The sequence below is a fragment of the Bacillus sp. SB49 genome (genome assembly GCF_000469135.2).
Lineage (GTDB): Bacteria > Bacillota > Bacilli > Bacillales > Halobacillaceae > Halobacillus.
In genome coordinates this window covers 967,501-982,957 of sequence record NZ_CP048117.1, presented here as the reverse complement: position 1 = coordinate 982,957, position 15,457 = coordinate 967,501, and the positions used below count along the sequence as shown (strand labels likewise).

Here is a 15,457-nt window from a genome sequence, read left to right as displayed (position 1 = left end):
ACCCCCGCCTTCGCTGTCGAAGGCGGGGGTACGACAAGTTTATCGGTTTAAAAGACTTCCTACATATTTAAGCAATTCATTAGCGGAGCTGGAGTTGTATCCATGCTCATCCACGAGAGTCGCCACCACTTCATTGATCTTCTTAAGCTGCTGTTCATCCGGTGTTTTCGTAGACGTCGTAATTTTCACTACGTCTTTCAAGTCGGCAAACAGCTTCTTCTGAATGGCTTCTCTAAGCCGTTCATGAGATTGGTAATCGAACTTCTTCCCTTTACGGGCATAGGCGGAGATACGAATCAAGATTTCTTCCCGGAACGCTTTCTTCGCGTTTTCAGAAACACCGATCTGCTCTTCAATGGAACGCATCAAACGTTCATCCGGATTCAACTCCTCTCCTGTCAGAGGGTCACGAAGTTTTGCTTTGTTGCAATAAGCTTCGACATTATCCAGGTAGTTATCCATCAAAGTGACAGCTGACTCTTCATAAGAATAGACGAACGCTTTCTGAACTTCTTTCTTAGCGATCTCATCGTATTCCTTCCGTGCAAGGGATATGAAATCCAAGTAACGCTCCTTATCATCACTGGAAATGGAGGCATGGCTTCCAAGGCCGTCCTTCAACGACCGGAGAACGTCCAGCGCGTTGATGGAAGTCAACTCCTTCTTGATGATGGTGGATGAAATACGGTTAATGACATAACGAGGATCAATTCCGCTCATTCCCTCATCTGCATGCTCCTTCTTCAACTCCTCGACATCCACATCACTGAAGCCCTCCAGGATTTCTCCATCGTACAGACGCATCTTCTTCAATACATCAATGGAAGCTTTCTTCGACTCCTTAAGCCTTGTCAATATCGTGAACATCGCCGCAACCCGCAGCGTATGTGGTGCGATGTGCACGTCTCTTATATCGCTTTCCCGGATCATCTTCTCATAGATTTTCTCTTCCTGACTCACTTTCAAGTTATAAGGGACCGGCATCACGATCATACGGGAGTGGAGAGCTTCGTTCTTCTTATTAGCAATGAAAGACCGATACTCCGCTTCGTTCGTATGGGCGATGATCAATTCATCTGCAGATATTAGCGCGAATCTACCGGCTTTGAAATTCCCTTCCTGCGTCAAACTGAGCAGGTGCCACAGGAATTTCTCATCACACTTCAGCATCTCCTGGAATTCCATGATGCCGCGGTTCGCTTTATTCAATTCCCCGTCAAACCGGTACGCACGAGGGTCCGATTCCGAACCAAACTGGGCGATAGTAGAAAAGTCGATCGATCCTGTCAAATCGGCGATATCCTGAGATTTCGGATCAGATGGACTGAATGTTCCAATGCCTGTACGCTTATCTTCGGAGAAAAAGATACGCTCTACTTGAACGTCCTCAATCCGGCCGTCATATTCTGTCTCGACCCGCATGGTATTCAAAGGTGACAAACTGCCCTCTATACGAATTCCATACTCCTCCTGGAATTCTTTCCTCAAATGGTTAGGTATTAAATGCAGGGGATCTTCATGCATCGGGCATCCTTTAATGGCAAAGACCGCGCCTTCCGCTGTATGGGTGTATTCTTCCATTCCCCGCTTCAACAAGTTGACAAGCGTCGATTTACCACCACTGACCGGTCCCATTAATAAAAGGATCCGCTTCCTGACATCCAACCGCCTTGCCGCAGGGTGGAAGTACTCCTCTACCAGTTTCTCCATCGCTTCATCAAGACCATAAATATCCTCATCGAAGAATTTATACCGCTTATGGTCATGTTCTTCTGCAACCCCCGCATTCTTGATCATATTGTAAACGCGGGAATGTGCGGATTGAGCTAAATACGGACGTTCTTTCAATAGATCCAAATATTCTGCGAATGTACCTTCCCATTTGAGTTCCTCTTCGTGTTCCCGGTGGTCTTGTATTTTCTTTAAAATGTCCACTTCGCGACCTCCCCCGTCGTAAGAGACGAATTTTAATACATCCTATGCTTGGATTATCGAAAACATGTGTGACTGACTCGTAATTAAGGATGCAGGCGGACACCAGAGACCGTTAGAAGGTCCATCCCCTTAAGCACCTGAGCTGTCCACCTTCTTCATGCCTATGCCGCACCGCTTCAAATCTTGACCATAAAAAAAGAAGACTGGAAATTTCAGTCTTCTTCATAATCCCTTCGTTCCTGATACCGGCGCCTCTTCGCCAGTCCGATTACCAGAAAAGTAATAAAAAGAAAAAAATTGAGGAGTCGGAATTCTTCATAAATGATTGCTAGCAATGCCCAAATGAAAGCGCTGATCAAAAAAAGCACACTGGATATCAAAGACTGATTCACAAGGCATCCCCTCCTGTTTCAATTATAAAACAATTCTGTACTTATGTATGCCACCAACCATTGTAACTGGGTAATTAAACCTATAAAACAAGGACATTTACATCCTTTGCAAATTTTGACACATTCCATTGCCCTTGTTAGAATGATTGTGGTTATTTTAATGTGATAAAGTGCTTAACTGACAGAAAGAAGGATTGCATATGGAAACATGGTACTTTGTCGATTCCGGTCACTGTACTCCTGCCATGAACATGGCACTGGATGAGGCTTTGATGAATTGGCACAGAGCCGGAGAAATTCCGCCTGTCCTCCGATTCTACGGCTGGGCCCCAGCCGGCTTATCCGTAGGGTACTTTCAGAAAGTGAACGGTAAGATAGACATGGATGGCGTGAAAAAACACGGCTACGAGCTTGTCCGTCGCCAAACCGGCGGCCGGGCTGTTCTGCACGACAAAGAACTGACATACAGTGTTATCGTCTCAGAACAACATGAAGCGATGCCGGCTTCCGTGAAAGAAGCCTATTTGGTAATTTCCAAAGGACTCCTAGAAGGGTTTCGTAACCTGGGGATCCAAGCTGATTTTGCTGTACCGGAAGGTAAACTTGGTGTGACAGGCTCTGCCGTATGTTTTGAAGAGCCGTCCTGGTATGAACTGATTGTAGAGGGAAAGAAAGCTGCTGGCAGTGCCCAGACACGCAAAAAGGGAATCATCCTGCAGCACGGATCGATCCCGATTGATGTAGATGATGTCAAGCTTTTCGATATGTTCCTATATAAAAATGAACGGGTGAAAGAACGCGCGCGAAAAGCATTCGGAGACAAAGCGGTTGCCATCAACCAACTGCTCGATAAGCCCGTTGATTTCAACGAGACAAAACATGCGTTTAAGAGTGGATTTGAAAAAGGGATGGACATAACGCTTGAACCTTTCGAACTCTCTGATGATCAATGGAAAACAGTAGAGAAAATCGCCGCAGAACGATATCAATCGGATGAGTGGAACTTTTCCCGATAATTAAAGGAGTGGACAACATGGCTAAAGACCAAGAGTACATAAGAAAGCCGGATTGGCTTAAAATCAAAATCAACACGAATAAATCCTACACCGGGCTGAAAAAGCTGATGAGGGAGAAGAAACTGAACACGGTTTGTGAGGAAGCACGCTGCCCGAATATTCACGAATGCTGGAGCGAACGTAAAACGGCAACCTTTATGATCCTTGGGGATACGTGCACACGCGGGTGCCGCTTCTGCGCGGTAAAAACCGGACTTCCGAACGAATTGGACTGGGGAGAGCCGGAACGCGTGGCTGAATCTGTCGAAATCATGGGACTGAAACACGTAGTGGTCACAGCTGTCGCCCGTGACGATCTGAATGACGGTGGTGCAGCCGTTTTCGCGGAAACGGTAAAAGCGATTCGCCGACGTGTCCCTGGATGCACGGTGGAAATCCTTCCTTCCGACATGAAAGGTGATTACGAGAGCCTTCACACACTTATGGCTGGAGAGCCGGACATCTTCAATCACAACATCGAAACCGTACGTCGACTTACTAAGAAAGTCCGCGCTCGTGCGATGTACGACCGTTCTCTGGAATTGCTGCGCCGCGTTAAGGAAATCCGCCCTAACACACCGACAAAATCAAGCATCATGGTCGGCCTCGGGGAAACGAAAGAAGAAATTATTCAAGCGATGGACGACCTGCTGGAAAACAATGTCGATATCATGACAATCGGCCAATATTTGCAGCCGACGAAAAAACACTTGAATGTGGAACGCTATTACCATCCGGATGAGTTCGAAGAGCTGAAACAAATCGCTCTGGATAAAGGCTTCCGACACTGTGAAGCCGGTCCGATGGTCCGTTCTTCTTACCACGCAGATGAACAAGTCAATTCCACATCCGCTCAGCGCCGAATCAAATACATGAAAGGCTATGAGTCTCAAGGAAAAGAATTGGATACAACAAACTTCTAACTTAAACGAAAAGGCCCCTCCATTCGAGGGGCCTTTTCCATTTACCAGAAACCGCCGTATGGGGGACGTCCGTAGTATCCGCCATAGTACGGAGGCGGCGGTGGCGGATACCCTCCACCAAAACCTCCGTAGAAACCTGGAGCAAGTGCACCTCCGAGAAAACCGCCGAGCAGTCCGCCGGCGAACGGCCCTAAAAAGAAGAACCGTTCATCTTCATCGCGGAAGCCATCCTGCATGTGATTCGGGTAGTAATACGAATATTGATTCATTCCTACTCCTCCAATCCAACCTTGGTTATTCACCTACTCTTCACTCTATGTAAACGCCCGGTGAGGCGTATAGGCATCTGTCATCCGAGAAAGGATAAAATTAGCAGGACAAGCCATTTCCTTCAATTTGGAAGTGAGGTATAATAAAGACCAGAACGACTTGTCTGGCTAATAAAGGAGGATGGACGATGAATCTAACTTTGATCATTCTTGTAAGCGTTGCATTTCTTACGGCCATTTTTACTGCCGGCTACAACACGAAGGCTGGATCACCTAAGAAATAAGGAAAAGAGTGCCTCCCTTTGCGGACGCACTCTTTTTTGTCATTTGATCAAGTTTGGATAGCCTTGCTGCTTCAACGCATCGTATAAAATGATGGAGGCGGTGTTCGATAAATTCAAAGAACGAACTTCCCCTGTCATAGGGATGCGCAGGCAGCGATCTTCCAATCCCTCAAGGAGGTCTTTCGGTATGCCTGTCGTTTCTTTCCCGAATACGAACATCCAATCTTTCTCCGGACTGCTGAAATCGAAATCGGCATACGACTTCGTTCCGAAATTTTCAATGTAATAAAATTCCGCTTCCGGATAAGCCTCGTACAATTCTTTAATGGAATCATGATAGTGGACGTTCACCTTATGCCAGTAGTCCAAACCGGCCCGGCGAAGCATCTTATCATCTGTTGAGAAACCAAGCGGACGGATCAAATGAAGTTCTGTATTTGTCGCTAAGCAGGTCCTTGCAATATTACCGGTATTAGCCGGAATCTCCGGTTCAAATAAAACAATATGGTTCGGCATGTCTTTCACCTCAGTCTAGTCATAATCAACCAGACCATTATAACATACCGTTCATCCGTCAATTCGGAAAAATTTGTACTGGATTGACGGGGTATAGGCGGTAGAATCTTCATAGGCCCAGTAACGATGTCGGCTGTTGGATGTATGGGCATTGACGAGCGGCATACCGCTCGCATCCTTCCTTGTTACGATCGTATTATGATCAAAGCGCCCGTTCCCCTGGAAATCATAGCAGATGATATCCCCCGGCGACAGCTGATCGGCTGATGATACTTCCGTAGCCGTCAATCCTTTCCGCGCACCACTCATATACCAGCGCAGCGCATGAGCGACCGTCCAGCTGTAGCTCCATGTCCCACTTCCATACCACCATCCCTTACTTCTTGCAGGCGAGCCATGCATAGGGGCACCACCGGCCCGCAGACACTGAGATACATAATTGGTGCAATCGACATCAAAGTGCCGGTAAGCCGGGTTATAGCTGTCCCACCACCTGTCCGCGTAGCGCACGGCTGCTCTTCTGTCGTACGTAAAACGGCTCTCCTCCCTCTCCCTTGAATGACTGAATTCCAAAGCGGATGTTAAGGAATCCGTACCCGGGCGCTCCGTTCGGATTCGATGATCCAGCCACTCCCCTTTAGAGAATCTGCTTCTTCCCTCGTATATTCCTTCTTCCAAGTAAGTTCGCGGTCCGTCCTTCACCAACATGGAGACGTGCAGCAAATAATCAAGACAGACCTCCTTGTCGTAGGCGGCCCGGTGGTACGGTTTCAGTTCAAATGTAACCCGTCGCAGCGACTTCCCACCCGCTTCTAATGCGTCGACTTTCTTTCTCAGCCACTCTTCTTCGTTCTGGTCAAACAGGCGATCCATGATTCTCTCCCAGTACCGCTGTAATAAATGAACAGCACTCATCCGTCTCCCCTCCCCACCTTCATATCTATGAAAAAGGATAGGAATACATGAAAAAAACGGCTCATCCAAACAGGATCAGCCGCTTCTATGTTCCGTTACGGAATGGTGCTCTCGTTCGAGCTCTAATAACTTCTCTTTCTTATCTATTCCACCCGCATACCCTACGAGTTTCCCGTTACTTCCAATGACCCGGTGACACGGGACCACGATAGAAAATGGATTTTGGTTAACAGCACCTCCGACAGCCCGGATCGCTTTCGGGGCGTGGATATAGGAGGCGATGTCCTTATAGGAACGTGTTTCTCCATAAGGGATCTGGTGGTGCAGCGTCCGCCAGACCTGCCGTTGAAAGTCCGTACCGTAACATTGGAGAGGTACCTGGAATTCCGAACGCCTGCCTGCAAAATATTCCTGGAGTTCCTCCCTCGTCTGTGCCACATATGTTTGCTCAGGGTCGTAGACCAACTCCCCTTTGAGAAAGTGCTTCCTTTTCCAAGTTTGATAGAATGCGGTCCGATCTTCGTATTTGCCATAATCAATGCGGCAGACCCCTTCATCATTCGCAAGTACTGTAACAGCACCTAAAGGAGTCTCGAATGTGTCATGATATAAGAAAGACTGATGGTTCATGGTCAACCCCTTCTTCAATTAACATTATTTTCTATTATACAAGAGCTGTAGATAGATGAAAAGGTACAGGCGCTTATAGTTTCTCAAATTGGAGCCCTTTCTCCATTTCCACCCGTACCTGATCGTTCTCTTCTTTCTCCATTGCCTTAAGGATCTCTTCCCTGCCGTCCTCTGTTCCAATCTTGCCGAGTGCCCAGGCAGATGTCCCCCGGATCACCGGACGTGGATCTTCCTTCATCAATCGGATCAACTCCGGAACGGCCGTCTCATCCCGGTAATGGGCGAGCGCGAGGATAGCATTACGCTGAATAGGTTTTTTACCTCTCCAGGATCCTGATATAGAACCATAGGTATTCTTGAATTCTCGATTGGAAATGGATAAGAGCGGAACCAATTTTGGTTTCACAACTTCAGGGTCCGGCTCGAATTCTTCATGGTTATGAAAATCTTTCTTTCTGTTCTTCGGACAGACCGTCTGACAGGTATCGCATCCATAGAGGCGATTGCCGATCACTGTTCGGAATTCATCCGGAAGAAAATCCTTCGTCTGCGTAAGGAAAGCGATACACCGCTGGGCATTCAACTGCCCGCCCTGCACGAGAGCATCGGTCGGACATGCATCCACGCAGATGGAACAGTCCCCGCAGCTGTCGTCCACCGGTTCATCCGGGGCAAAAGGGATATTAGTAACTATTTCTCCTAAATATACATATGAGCCGAACTCCGGAGTGATGACGGCGCAGTTCTTCCCGCTGAAGCCTATACCGGCCCGCTCTGCCACAGCCCTGTCGGAAAGTTCCCCCGTATCCACCATCATCTTCAGTTCGGCGTCGGGCACTTTCTGTTTAAGGAATTCCCCTAACTTCTGCAGGCGGTCGCGCAGTACATCATGGTAATCCTGTCCCCAGGAGGCGCGGCAGAAAAGGCCTCTTCGCTCTCCCTTTCTGCTTTTCGGAGCGTCTTTCATTTTGGAAGGATAGGCCAGGGCGATCGACAGGATCGATTGTGCCCCCGGGAGAAGGCGACTCGGTTCCGTCCGCTCTTCTGCGCTTCCTTTCTCAAATCCGGACTGATAGCCGAGCTCTTCCTGACGGATCAGGCGTGCCTTCAGTTCGCCGAACACGTCTGCTGCAGCGAAGCCTATTTTATCAATGCCTATTTCTTTGCTGTATGCGATGACTTCGTCTTTCAGCTGTTGATAATCCACCCTGGTCCTCTCCTTTCTATCGTAAGTCTTTAACTTTAGCTGTCCGTATGCGGTTGAGTACCGCTGCTATTTCCATCATTCGTGGTCTGGCAAGCTCCCCGGGATGCTGGTTTTTGAAAGGTGCAAAAGATGCCAGCCCCTCTTCGTTCATTTGTTTCTCAATCATGGAGAGTATTTCCGATACACTCCGTTCTTCTTTCCAGATGCCTCTCTTCTCCAAATGAAGCAGAATATCGGCAATCATTCTCGTCTGGGACGAATCGATCAACTGCTCGATCCCGTCCAACTCTATATCGGTATGCCCCATGAGAATTCTTTTCAACCCTTTCGCCTGCATCTTTTCCTTCCTGCCTTTTTGTGCCTGGATAGTACTCGGAAGGAACGCCCGCTTCGGCAGGGTTCCAAAAGCCGCTTGCTCCTGGGTCGTACGTCCGGTCGGATACGCTTCGGCAATTTGCTTTGCCTTCTTCGTGACATCATAAGGAATGTATTGATCCATCATAATGACGTCGTCGGCCACCTGGAAATAGTCTCCGGATCCGCCCATCACGAGGAGCGTAGAGATTCCCAAGCCATCTCTGAGCTGCTTGACTTTATCAAGGAAAGGAGTGATTGGTTCCTTCTCCTGTACAACAAGCTGCTGCATCCGTTCATCACGGATCATGAAGTTCGTAGCACTCGTGTCTTCATCGACGAGAAGCGTCGTAGCACCTGCTTCCAAAGCTTCTATTACATTCGCGGCCTGTGACGTGCTGCCGCTGGCGTTTTCTGTGGAGAAAGTCGTCGTATCTGCACCATGAGGAAGATTTTTGATGAATGGGGAAATATCTACATTCGTCACCTGACGGCCATCCTCCGCACGAACTTTGACTGCATCGGGGTCCGTCAGCACATACTCCCTTCCATCCCCTTGAATATGAGGATACACACCCCGCTCCATTGCATTCAAGAGGGTACTTTTACCATGATAACCTCCACCGACAATCAATACAATTCCTTTGTTCAGAGCCATCCCCGTCAACGGTTCCTCTCTGTGTGGAATGGAGAAGGACACCCGCTTCTCCTCCGGGCTCCGGAACGGTACCGCGTCCTTCATCGGGCGCTGACTGATGCCGCTCTCCCTTGGAAGGACTGAACCGTCTGCTATAAACGAAATCCAATCGTTCTTCTTCATTTCACGGAGAATCGCTTCATGCTGATCGGCAAGCTGGCAGGCTGCTTCCAATTCTTCATCCTTGATTTTAAAAATCGACTGTTTCATGATTTCCGGTAATATAGAGAAGAACAGTTTCTCTGCCTGTTTCCCATTGATCCGTCTCCCATTCGCAGGCAGACCTACCGTAAGACAAACGACCACAGAATCGTTCTCCAACTGAACAGCCGTCCGCTCCAATATTTCCTGACCGGGACGATCGACAGAAACGATTCCGCTTTTGCCGCTCCCTTTCACACTCGTCTGGGTTTTACTTATCCTTTTTGCCACGGCTCTTGTCAATCTGTCTTCCGTGTAATACTTCCGTCTGCTCCCGTCTTTCCAACTCGCTTTCATTTCCCGCTGTTTATCCGGGATTCGGATTCTGATTTTGGACGGGGATGCAAACGGATCCCCCTGGACATAATCCAAGAATAAATCGTAATTCGGGAAACGATAATTCCCCTGAAGCTGCTTGTATGCTTTATAACTTTTACCATCTATCTGTTTCAGTTGCTGCTGTAACCGGTTCATAGTGGATTCCTCCTGATTTGTAGTTCTACTATAGGATGTATCCATTTTTCCTCAAGAAAAAACGCAATGCTTCGTTATCCATTTAACGAAACACTGCGTTGGTTCACATAAGTATAAAAAATAATAGCTTTTGGAGCGGGTGAAGGGAATCGAACCCTCATCATCAGCTTGGAAGGCTGAGGTTTTACCACTAAACTACACCCGCATGTCTCCCTCATCGGAAGTACATTTGCTATTATAACAATCGTTTTTTAACCATGCAACAATTAATTTGCAATTTCTTGTCGAATATTGTTTTTTCATGACAGGATCGTGTTAAGCGTGTTGCAATACACAATGTCCAAACAAAAGACGACCCGCATCCGTGGATGCGGGCCGTCTCTTTTCTTTTTACAGAATTACGGTATTCTTTAATGCTGCAATCAGATTCTCAAACTCCTCTTGGACCTGCCGGGCGATTTCAGGCTTTTTGTACATCTCGGCCTTCTCACCGGAGAGATCCGGTTCGATCAACAGGGTCCGTCCCCCATCAAAAACGACTTCGATCTTCCGGGGAGCTGTATTCTCATTCATGCTGTAATCCTCGAAGTATTCTTTCATGGAAATGATCCGATCTGTAAAGAGTGTTTCCTTCTTCAGCGACATGTCCTTGGACATACTGAGCACTGTCAACGTACGATCGTTCCGATTGACAATAAATAATTGATCCAGGTCTGAATCGGCAGCTTCGAGCGAGCAATAGTTATCAGACTCAAACAGGTCTTCCGTAAATTCCAGTACAGCGGCTCTTTGCAGGTGACCCAGTTCTTCCGTACTTAGTCTTTCCTTCAGTGTTTGGGACATGAATAGAAAACCTCCTTTATTTGCTTTCTCTGTTCAAGTCCCCGTTTCAAGAGCTGCTAAAACGAATGCTGGCAAATATAAACAATATTTACCAATCACGATACTTCAAGGGGTTTCGAAAGTTCGATAGTTTCGACATCGTTCCTTCTTTTCCCGTTGACGTCATTCCTCATAACTGCTCGGAGATGTAATGGAAGAGCTCTACCGTTTCTATGTATTCCGCTGCCTGTTTGCTATCCAATGCACGTTCCAGCTTATGATTGGCCTTTTTTGCGAATTCTTCCACAATATCATTGTCCGATAAGCCCGTTAATTTATCCAACAACTGCATTTTTTCCTTACTATCTTTCTCTATATCAGACCACTTCGGCTCTTCCTTTCCTTCTGGTTCACCGACGCCTTCCACTAATACCTTTACTTCCTTTTGCTTCTCCACCGCTTCCTTGAAAGATCTGACTGTCCGTGCATCCACAGGCGCTCGTAAGGATACCTTCTGTTCTTCCGCTTCTTCTTTGTCAATGTGTATCCTCTGATAAGTTTGTGAATGCTCGCTGATGGTTTCCTTTGGACTTGCTTCTATATTCGCTTGACTATCCTGCTGACTTAACTGCCACACTCCAAAGCTGATTGCTGCAATTCCCAGTATGGACGTGACTTTCACAAACCTGCTCATTTACCCCGTTCCTTCCTTATCCCTCTGAACAAAAGGAATTTTTCGACACTTTGTAACATGATTGTAACATTACAAAAAATTACTGTAAACGGATGTCAGAAAAAAACAAAAGAATATAAAAAAGAACATCGCCTCCCTCCACAGGGAAGCAATGTCCAAAGATTACCCATTCTCCACTTATAAATTTCGGATAAACAAGCGAATGACGTCTGCGCCACCGATAAACGTACCTAAAGAACTTCCGAGGTTGGCAAGAACGACTACGAGAAGGATCCGTGTCACTTTGTTATTCCAAAAGCCTTTCACACTCGTCACATCATCCGACAGCGTATCGAAGTCTCCTACATTCGGACGTCGGAAGTACGCCTGGACAATACCCGCGAACCAGCCTGCTGCAATCAGCGGATTCAACGAAGTGATCGGTGCCATGATGAAGGCCGTCACAACTGCCAGCGGATGAGCTAAGGCGACAGCGGTTCCTAAGGCCGAAAAAGAACCGTTCCAAAGGATCCAGCTGATGGTCTGCTGCGTCCCTGCGGCAGGGTTGGAGAAGAACGTATAGACAATGACCGACAATATCAATAAAGGAATCGTCCAACCGATGATCTTCGGCGCTTTTGATTTCTTCGGCCGCTCCGTCAATTTCTTCAAGTCATGCTCTTTATGGATCTCTTCTTTGATCCCCGGAACGTGGGCAGCTCCCAAAACAGCGACCACTTTATTCCCCGGAGCATGCTTGATGGAATGCGCCAAGTACTGATCACGCTCATCGATCAACGGCTTCTTCAACGTAGGGAAACTATCCGTCATATCCTGGAGCATACCATCCAGCATATCCTGTGTTTTCAGCTTCTCCAACTCTTCCTCTGATATCTCCTCTTTACTGAAGATCCCGTAAATGATCGAGAGAAGCAGCTTCGCCTTTCCCTTAAAACCGATATTTCCCCAAATCCTTGCAAAAGTAATTTGGATGTTACGGTCGGCAAGAACCAGTTCCGCTCCCGTTTCCTCGGCTGATTCGATTCCCTGGATCATCTCCTGGCCCGCCTGGATCCCAAATTGCTTCGCCATCTTCTTTTGAAACGAAGAGATCGCCAGGTTGACGAGCAGCAACGACGCTTTTTTACTTTTGATCACTTCAAATATATCTGTATTCTTCCATCGGTCCCCGTCACGGATCGATTCAAAACGCTGTTCATCGAGCTCGACACAAACAGAGTCCGGCCGTTCCGCTTCGATGACTTCCTTCACCTGTTCTGCGCTCTGCTTCGACACGTGGGCAGTACCGATAAGAATGAATTCCTTCTCACCAATATGTATCCTTGTTATATTCTCTTCCATTATAGACATCAAAAACCTTCCTTTGTCTTAAGTCAGAAATTTACCTCTCTTCTACCATATTAAACTAGATTCCCTTAAAAGAGAATCCTTTCCCCTGATTTATCCCGGGCGTTGACAAACGGAAAGGAGAAAGATAAAATCTCTATAATAAATCCATACAGCTCGTATATATTTGGAAATAGGGTCCAAACGTTTCTACCGAACTACCGTAAATGGTTTGACTACGAGAGGGATAGGCTGCATGTGCATGTACGACACACAGCCTGTCCTTCTTTTGTACCCTCTAGTTTTAGAAAAAATGCTAGGGGGTTTTTTCATCAAAAGGAGGAGATTCCATTATGACAGCCAATACACCCAAAGATATACTAACGAAACGCATCCGGACAGCCAATAAGGATGTTCCCGCTGATGTCGTCATTAAGAACGGGCGCATCATCGATGTTTTCAATATGGAAGTCCTGGAAGCAGATATAGCCATCACAGAAGGCACGATTGCAGGAATCGGCGAATACGATGGAAACGAAGTAATCGATGCCCATGGGAAGTACATTGCTCCTGCCTTCATCGACGGACATGTCCACATTGAATCCTCTATGGTTCCTCCCGAAGAATTCGCGAGAGTCGTTCTTCCTCACGGCGTGACGACGATCGTTACAGACCCACATGAAGTAGCCAACGTCTGTGGAAACCGCGGCATCCAGTTCATGCTCGATCAGGCGAAGGATACCTGTATGGATATGCATTTCATGCTGCCATCCTGTGTCCCCGCCACACCGTTCGAAAACGCAGGTGCCCGTCTCATGGATGAAGATCTTCGTCCCTACTATGACCATCCCCAAGTACTTGGCCTGGCAGAAGTGATGGACTACCCCTCCCTCCGGAGCGCCGCACCCGATCTCATCGGCAAGTTGACGTCCACGACCCTGGAAGGGAAAAAGATTGACGGTCACCTGGCAGGTCTGGACCCGCACGCCATTAACATCTACAGAGCTGCCGGTGTCCTGACGGATCATGAGTGCAACACGCCGGGAGACGCCCTTGAACGTATCCGGAGAGGGATGTATGTCATGATGCGGGAAGGATCGGTTGCCAAAGACCTGCTTGCCCTGCTTCCAGCAGTAAAGCCTCACAATTCACGGCGCTTCTTCTTCTGCACCGATGATAAACATATCGATGATCTGCTTCGAAACGGCAGCATCGATCATCATGTCCGTCTGGCCATAGCAAACGGGACAGATCCGATGACAGCCATCCAGATGGCATCCCTGAATGCTGCAGAATGTTACGGACTGACTGATAAAGGGGCTGTCGCTCCCGGATATAAAGCCGATTTGATCTTGTTTGACGACTTGAATGATCCTGTAATCTCAGATGTCTATAAGGAAGGAAAGCATGTTGCCAAAAATGGTTCCTACATCGGACCTGCTCCGGGCAGGAAGGACCTTGCATCAGCGATTACCAACACTGTCCACCTGCCGGAACTGTCGGAAGTTTCACTGAAAATCCCGATGGAATCCTCCAAAGCTAACGTCATAAAAATCAATCCTAACAGCCTGAGAACCGACCACAACGTGGAACATGTCCAGGTAGAGAACGGCTCTTTCCTTCCTTCTGTGGAAAAAGATCAGTTGAAGCTGGCTGCAGTGGAACGTCATCATCAAACAGGCAATATCGGACTCGGTGTCGTGAAAGGACTCGGCTTAAAGCGCGGAGCCATTGCTACAACGATTGCCCACGATTCCCATAACATTGTCGCCGTCGGTACGAATGATCATGATATGATCCAAGCAATCAAGCATCTCTCAGACATAAACGGCGGACTTGCTGTCGTTGTCGATGGAAAGCCTGTCGCATCCCTCTCGCTTCCTATCGGAGGTCTGATGTCCGACAAAACGGCAGAAGAAGTTAATGCCGCCTTGGATCATGTGCACCATTCATTAAAGGAGCAGGGGTTCCAAGGAGATTTCAATCCATTCCTTACCCTATCCTTCCTCACACTGCCGGTCATCCCGTCTCTGAAACTGACAGACAAAGGCTTGTTCGACGTTACTAAACTTCGTCATATTGACGTTTCCTGTTCATAAATAAAACGGCCTGGCGACTTCGCCGGGCCGTTTTTATGAGCTTGAATTCGATTTCACACTTAGTTCCCGACTGATCTTCTCGACCACTCTCGGCAGGTCTTCTTCAATCCTCGCTCCACTGAAACGAAGAATCTTCCAGCCATGGTTCCTCAGATACTCATCCTTCTCCCATTCCTGATTCATTGCCGGAGAGGAGACCAAAAAGTCATGTTCCACAGCCTCCACTGCAATTTTCACGGAAGGAAAAGCAACGTCCACCTGATATTTCCCCACCTGATGACGGAGAGCCGGCCGAAGTCCATGCGACACAAGTTCGCTGTACAATTTCTTCACAATCGTGGAAGAAAGGATGTCCTTCTCATCCAAGGACGGAACTCTTTCCTCCCCTTTGATACGCAGAATGAGGACAACAGAAAGAATCAGCAGACCCATGAAAGCAGCGTATTCCAAAAACATCATCATATTCATCTTTATCACCCACTACCATTCTATCCAAACACCCTGGCATTCTATTCGTAAAAGAACGAAAATGACCATTTTGTACCTCTTTGTGTGTCCCCACTTTTTAGAAGTGATCGACAGCTTCCACAGTCTTTCACCATGTTTTTAATTGAATAAGGAAGACCCTATCTGTAAAACAAAAAAGACGTTATCCTGTTATAAG

General features: G+C 47.5%; 15 protein-coding genes, 1 tRNA gene and 1 riboswitch. Of the genes, 3 read left to right on the top strand and 13 right to left on the bottom strand.

Translation table 11 applies throughout. From position 1 onward, the window contains the following. Positions 1 to 39: 39 nt before the first annotated feature. Together M662_RS05055 and M662_RS05050 are read right to left on the bottom strand one after the other, a co-directional pair. On the bottom strand, positions 40 to 1,935 hold the full coding sequence (locus tag M662_RS05055) for a PrkA family serine protein kinase (RefSeq protein ID WP_008634571.1): 1,896 nt from the start codon (positions 1,933 to 1,935) through the stop codon (positions 40 to 42). Between the two features lie 212 nt (positions 1,936 to 2,147). Beyond that, positions 2,148 to 2,327, bottom strand: a complete 180-nt coding sequence (locus tag M662_RS05050; RefSeq protein ID WP_026578302.1) for a hypothetical protein — start codon at positions 2,325 to 2,327, stop codon at positions 2,148 to 2,150. Positions 2,328 to 2,527: 200 nt separating this feature from the next. Between M662_RS05050 and M662_RS05045 the strand changes: the two genes are divergently transcribed. After that, positions 2,528 to 3,343: a lipoate--protein ligase family protein gene (locus M662_RS05045; protein WP_008634570.1), complete on the top strand. Its 816-nt coding sequence runs from the start codon at positions 2,528 to 2,530 to the stop codon at positions 3,341 to 3,343. Between the two features lie 17 nt (positions 3,344 to 3,360). Continuing rightward, positions 3,361 to 4,305, top strand: coding sequence for a lipoyl synthase (gene lipA / locus M662_RS05040; RefSeq protein WP_008634569.1), 945 nt, complete (start codon positions 3,361 to 3,363; stop codon positions 4,303 to 4,305). A 41-nt stretch (positions 4,306 to 4,346) separates the two neighbouring features. Here lipA and M662_RS05035 read toward each other — a convergent pair whose 3' ends face one another. The 10 genes from M662_RS05035 to M662_RS04990 all read right to left on the bottom strand — a co-directional run bounded on the left by M662_RS05035 (position 4,347) and on the right by M662_RS04990 (position 12,718). Further along, positions 4,347 to 4,574 carry a hypothetical protein gene (locus M662_RS05035; protein ID WP_008634568.1) on the bottom strand — a complete coding sequence of 76 codons (228 nt, stop codon included), beginning with the start codon at positions 4,572 to 4,574 and terminating at the stop codon, positions 4,347 to 4,349. Between the two features lie 323 nt (positions 4,575 to 4,897). Next, positions 4,898 to 5,374 carry a tRNA (uridine(34)/cytosine(34)/5-carboxymethylaminomethyluridine(34)-2'-O)-methyltransferase TrmL gene (trmL, locus tag M662_RS05030; protein ID WP_008634566.1) on the bottom strand — a complete coding sequence of 159 codons (477 nt, stop codon included), beginning with the start codon at positions 5,372 to 5,374 and terminating at the stop codon, positions 4,898 to 4,900. Between the two features lie 51 nt (positions 5,375 to 5,425). Further along, positions 5,426 to 6,289, bottom strand: a complete 864-nt coding sequence (locus tag M662_RS05025; RefSeq protein WP_008634564.1) for an amidase domain-containing protein — start codon at positions 6,287 to 6,289, stop codon at positions 5,426 to 5,428. Between the two features lie 75 nt (positions 6,290 to 6,364). Continuing rightward, positions 6,365 to 6,919, bottom strand: a complete 555-nt coding sequence (locus tag M662_RS19675) for a methylated-DNA--[protein]-cysteine S-methyltransferase (protein WP_008634562.1) — start codon at positions 6,917 to 6,919, stop codon at positions 6,365 to 6,367. A gap of 73 nt (positions 6,920 to 6,992) precedes the next feature. After that, entirely contained in the window at positions 6,993 to 8,126 is a 1,134-nt protein-coding gene (gene queG / locus M662_RS05015) for a tRNA epoxyqueuosine(34) reductase QueG (protein ID WP_008634559.1), read from the bottom strand. Positions 8,127 to 8,142: 16 nt separating this feature from the next. Then, positions 8,143 to 9,852, bottom strand: a complete 1,710-nt coding sequence (locus M662_RS05010) for an ABC-ATPase domain-containing protein (protein ID WP_026578300.1) — start codon at positions 9,850 to 9,852, stop codon at positions 8,143 to 8,145. A 131-nt stretch (positions 9,853 to 9,983) separates the two neighbouring features. Further along, positions 9,984 to 10,057: transfer RNA gene (locus M662_RS05005), tRNA-Gly, on the bottom strand. A gap of 185 nt (positions 10,058 to 10,242) precedes the next feature. Further along, positions 10,243 to 10,695: a hypothetical protein gene (locus M662_RS05000; protein ID WP_008634557.1), complete on the bottom strand. Its 453-nt coding sequence runs from the start codon at positions 10,693 to 10,695 to the stop codon at positions 10,243 to 10,245. 169 nt (positions 10,696 to 10,864) lie between these two features. Continuing rightward, positions 10,865 to 11,368, bottom strand: coding sequence for a hypothetical protein (locus tag M662_RS04995; protein ID WP_026578299.1), 504 nt, complete (start codon positions 11,366 to 11,368; stop codon positions 10,865 to 10,867). Positions 11,369 to 11,545: 177 nt separating this feature from the next. After that, positions 11,546 to 12,718 carry a TraB/GumN family protein gene (locus tag M662_RS04990; RefSeq protein WP_201276724.1) on the bottom strand — a complete coding sequence of 391 codons (1,173 nt, stop codon included), beginning with the start codon at positions 12,716 to 12,718 and terminating at the stop codon, positions 11,546 to 11,548. Positions 12,719 to 12,851: 133 nt separating this feature from the next. Continuing rightward, positions 12,852 to 12,953, top strand: a riboswitch (purine riboswitch). 94 nt (positions 12,954 to 13,047) lie between these two features. On the opposite strand from M662_RS04990, the gene ade reads away from it, so the two are divergent. Further along, complete coding sequence (gene ade, locus M662_RS04985; protein ID WP_026578297.1) at positions 13,048 to 14,793, top strand: adenine deaminase; 1,746 nt, start codon at positions 13,048 to 13,050, stop codon at positions 14,791 to 14,793. A 33-nt stretch (positions 14,794 to 14,826) separates the two neighbouring features. Here the strand turns inward: ade and M662_RS04980 are convergent, their stop codons facing one another. After that, entirely contained in the window at positions 14,827 to 15,261 is a 435-nt protein-coding gene (locus M662_RS04980) for an endonuclease domain-containing protein (RefSeq protein ID WP_008634550.1), read from the bottom strand. Positions 15,262 to 15,457: the final 196 nt, after the last annotated feature.

Coding starts and splice junctions, on each gene's coding strand:
- M662_RS05025 (WP_008634564.1), bottom strand. CDS start 6,289: ATGAGTGCTGTTCATTTATTACAGCGGTACTGGGAGAGAATCATGGAT.
- M662_RS19675 (WP_008634562.1), bottom strand. CDS start 6,919: ATGAACCATCAGTCTTTCTTATATCATGACACATTCGAGACTCCTTTA.
- M662_RS05010 (WP_026578300.1), bottom strand. CDS start 9,852: ATGAACCGGTTACAGCAGCAACTGAAACAGATAGATGGTAAAAGTTAT.
- M662_RS05035 (WP_008634568.1), bottom strand. CDS start 4,574: ATGAATCAATATTCGTATTACTACCCGAATCACATGCAGGATGGCTTC.
- M662_RS04980 (WP_008634550.1), bottom strand. CDS start 15,261: ATGAATATGATGATGTTTTTGGAATACGCTGCTTTCATGGGTCTGCTG.
- M662_RS04990 (WP_201276724.1), bottom strand. CDS start 12,718: ATGTCTATAATGGAAGAGAATATAACAAGGATACATATTGGTGAGAAG.
- lipA (WP_008634569.1), top strand. CDS start 3,361: ATGGCTAAAGACCAAGAGTACATAAGAAAGCCGGATTGGCTTAAAATC.
- M662_RS04995 (WP_026578299.1), bottom strand. CDS start 11,368: ATGAGCAGGTTTGTGAAAGTCACGTCCATACTGGGAATTGCAGCAATC.
- trmL (WP_008634566.1), bottom strand. CDS start 5,374: ATGCCGAACCATATTGTTTTATTTGAACCGGAGATTCCGGCTAATACC.
- M662_RS05045 (WP_008634570.1), top strand. CDS start 2,528: ATGGAAACATGGTACTTTGTCGATTCCGGTCACTGTACTCCTGCCATG.
- M662_RS05000 (WP_008634557.1), bottom strand. CDS start 10,695: ATGTCCCAAACACTGAAGGAAAGACTAAGTACGGAAGAACTGGGTCAC.
- ade (WP_026578297.1), top strand. CDS start 13,048: ATGACAGCCAATACACCCAAAGATATACTAACGAAACGCATCCGGACA.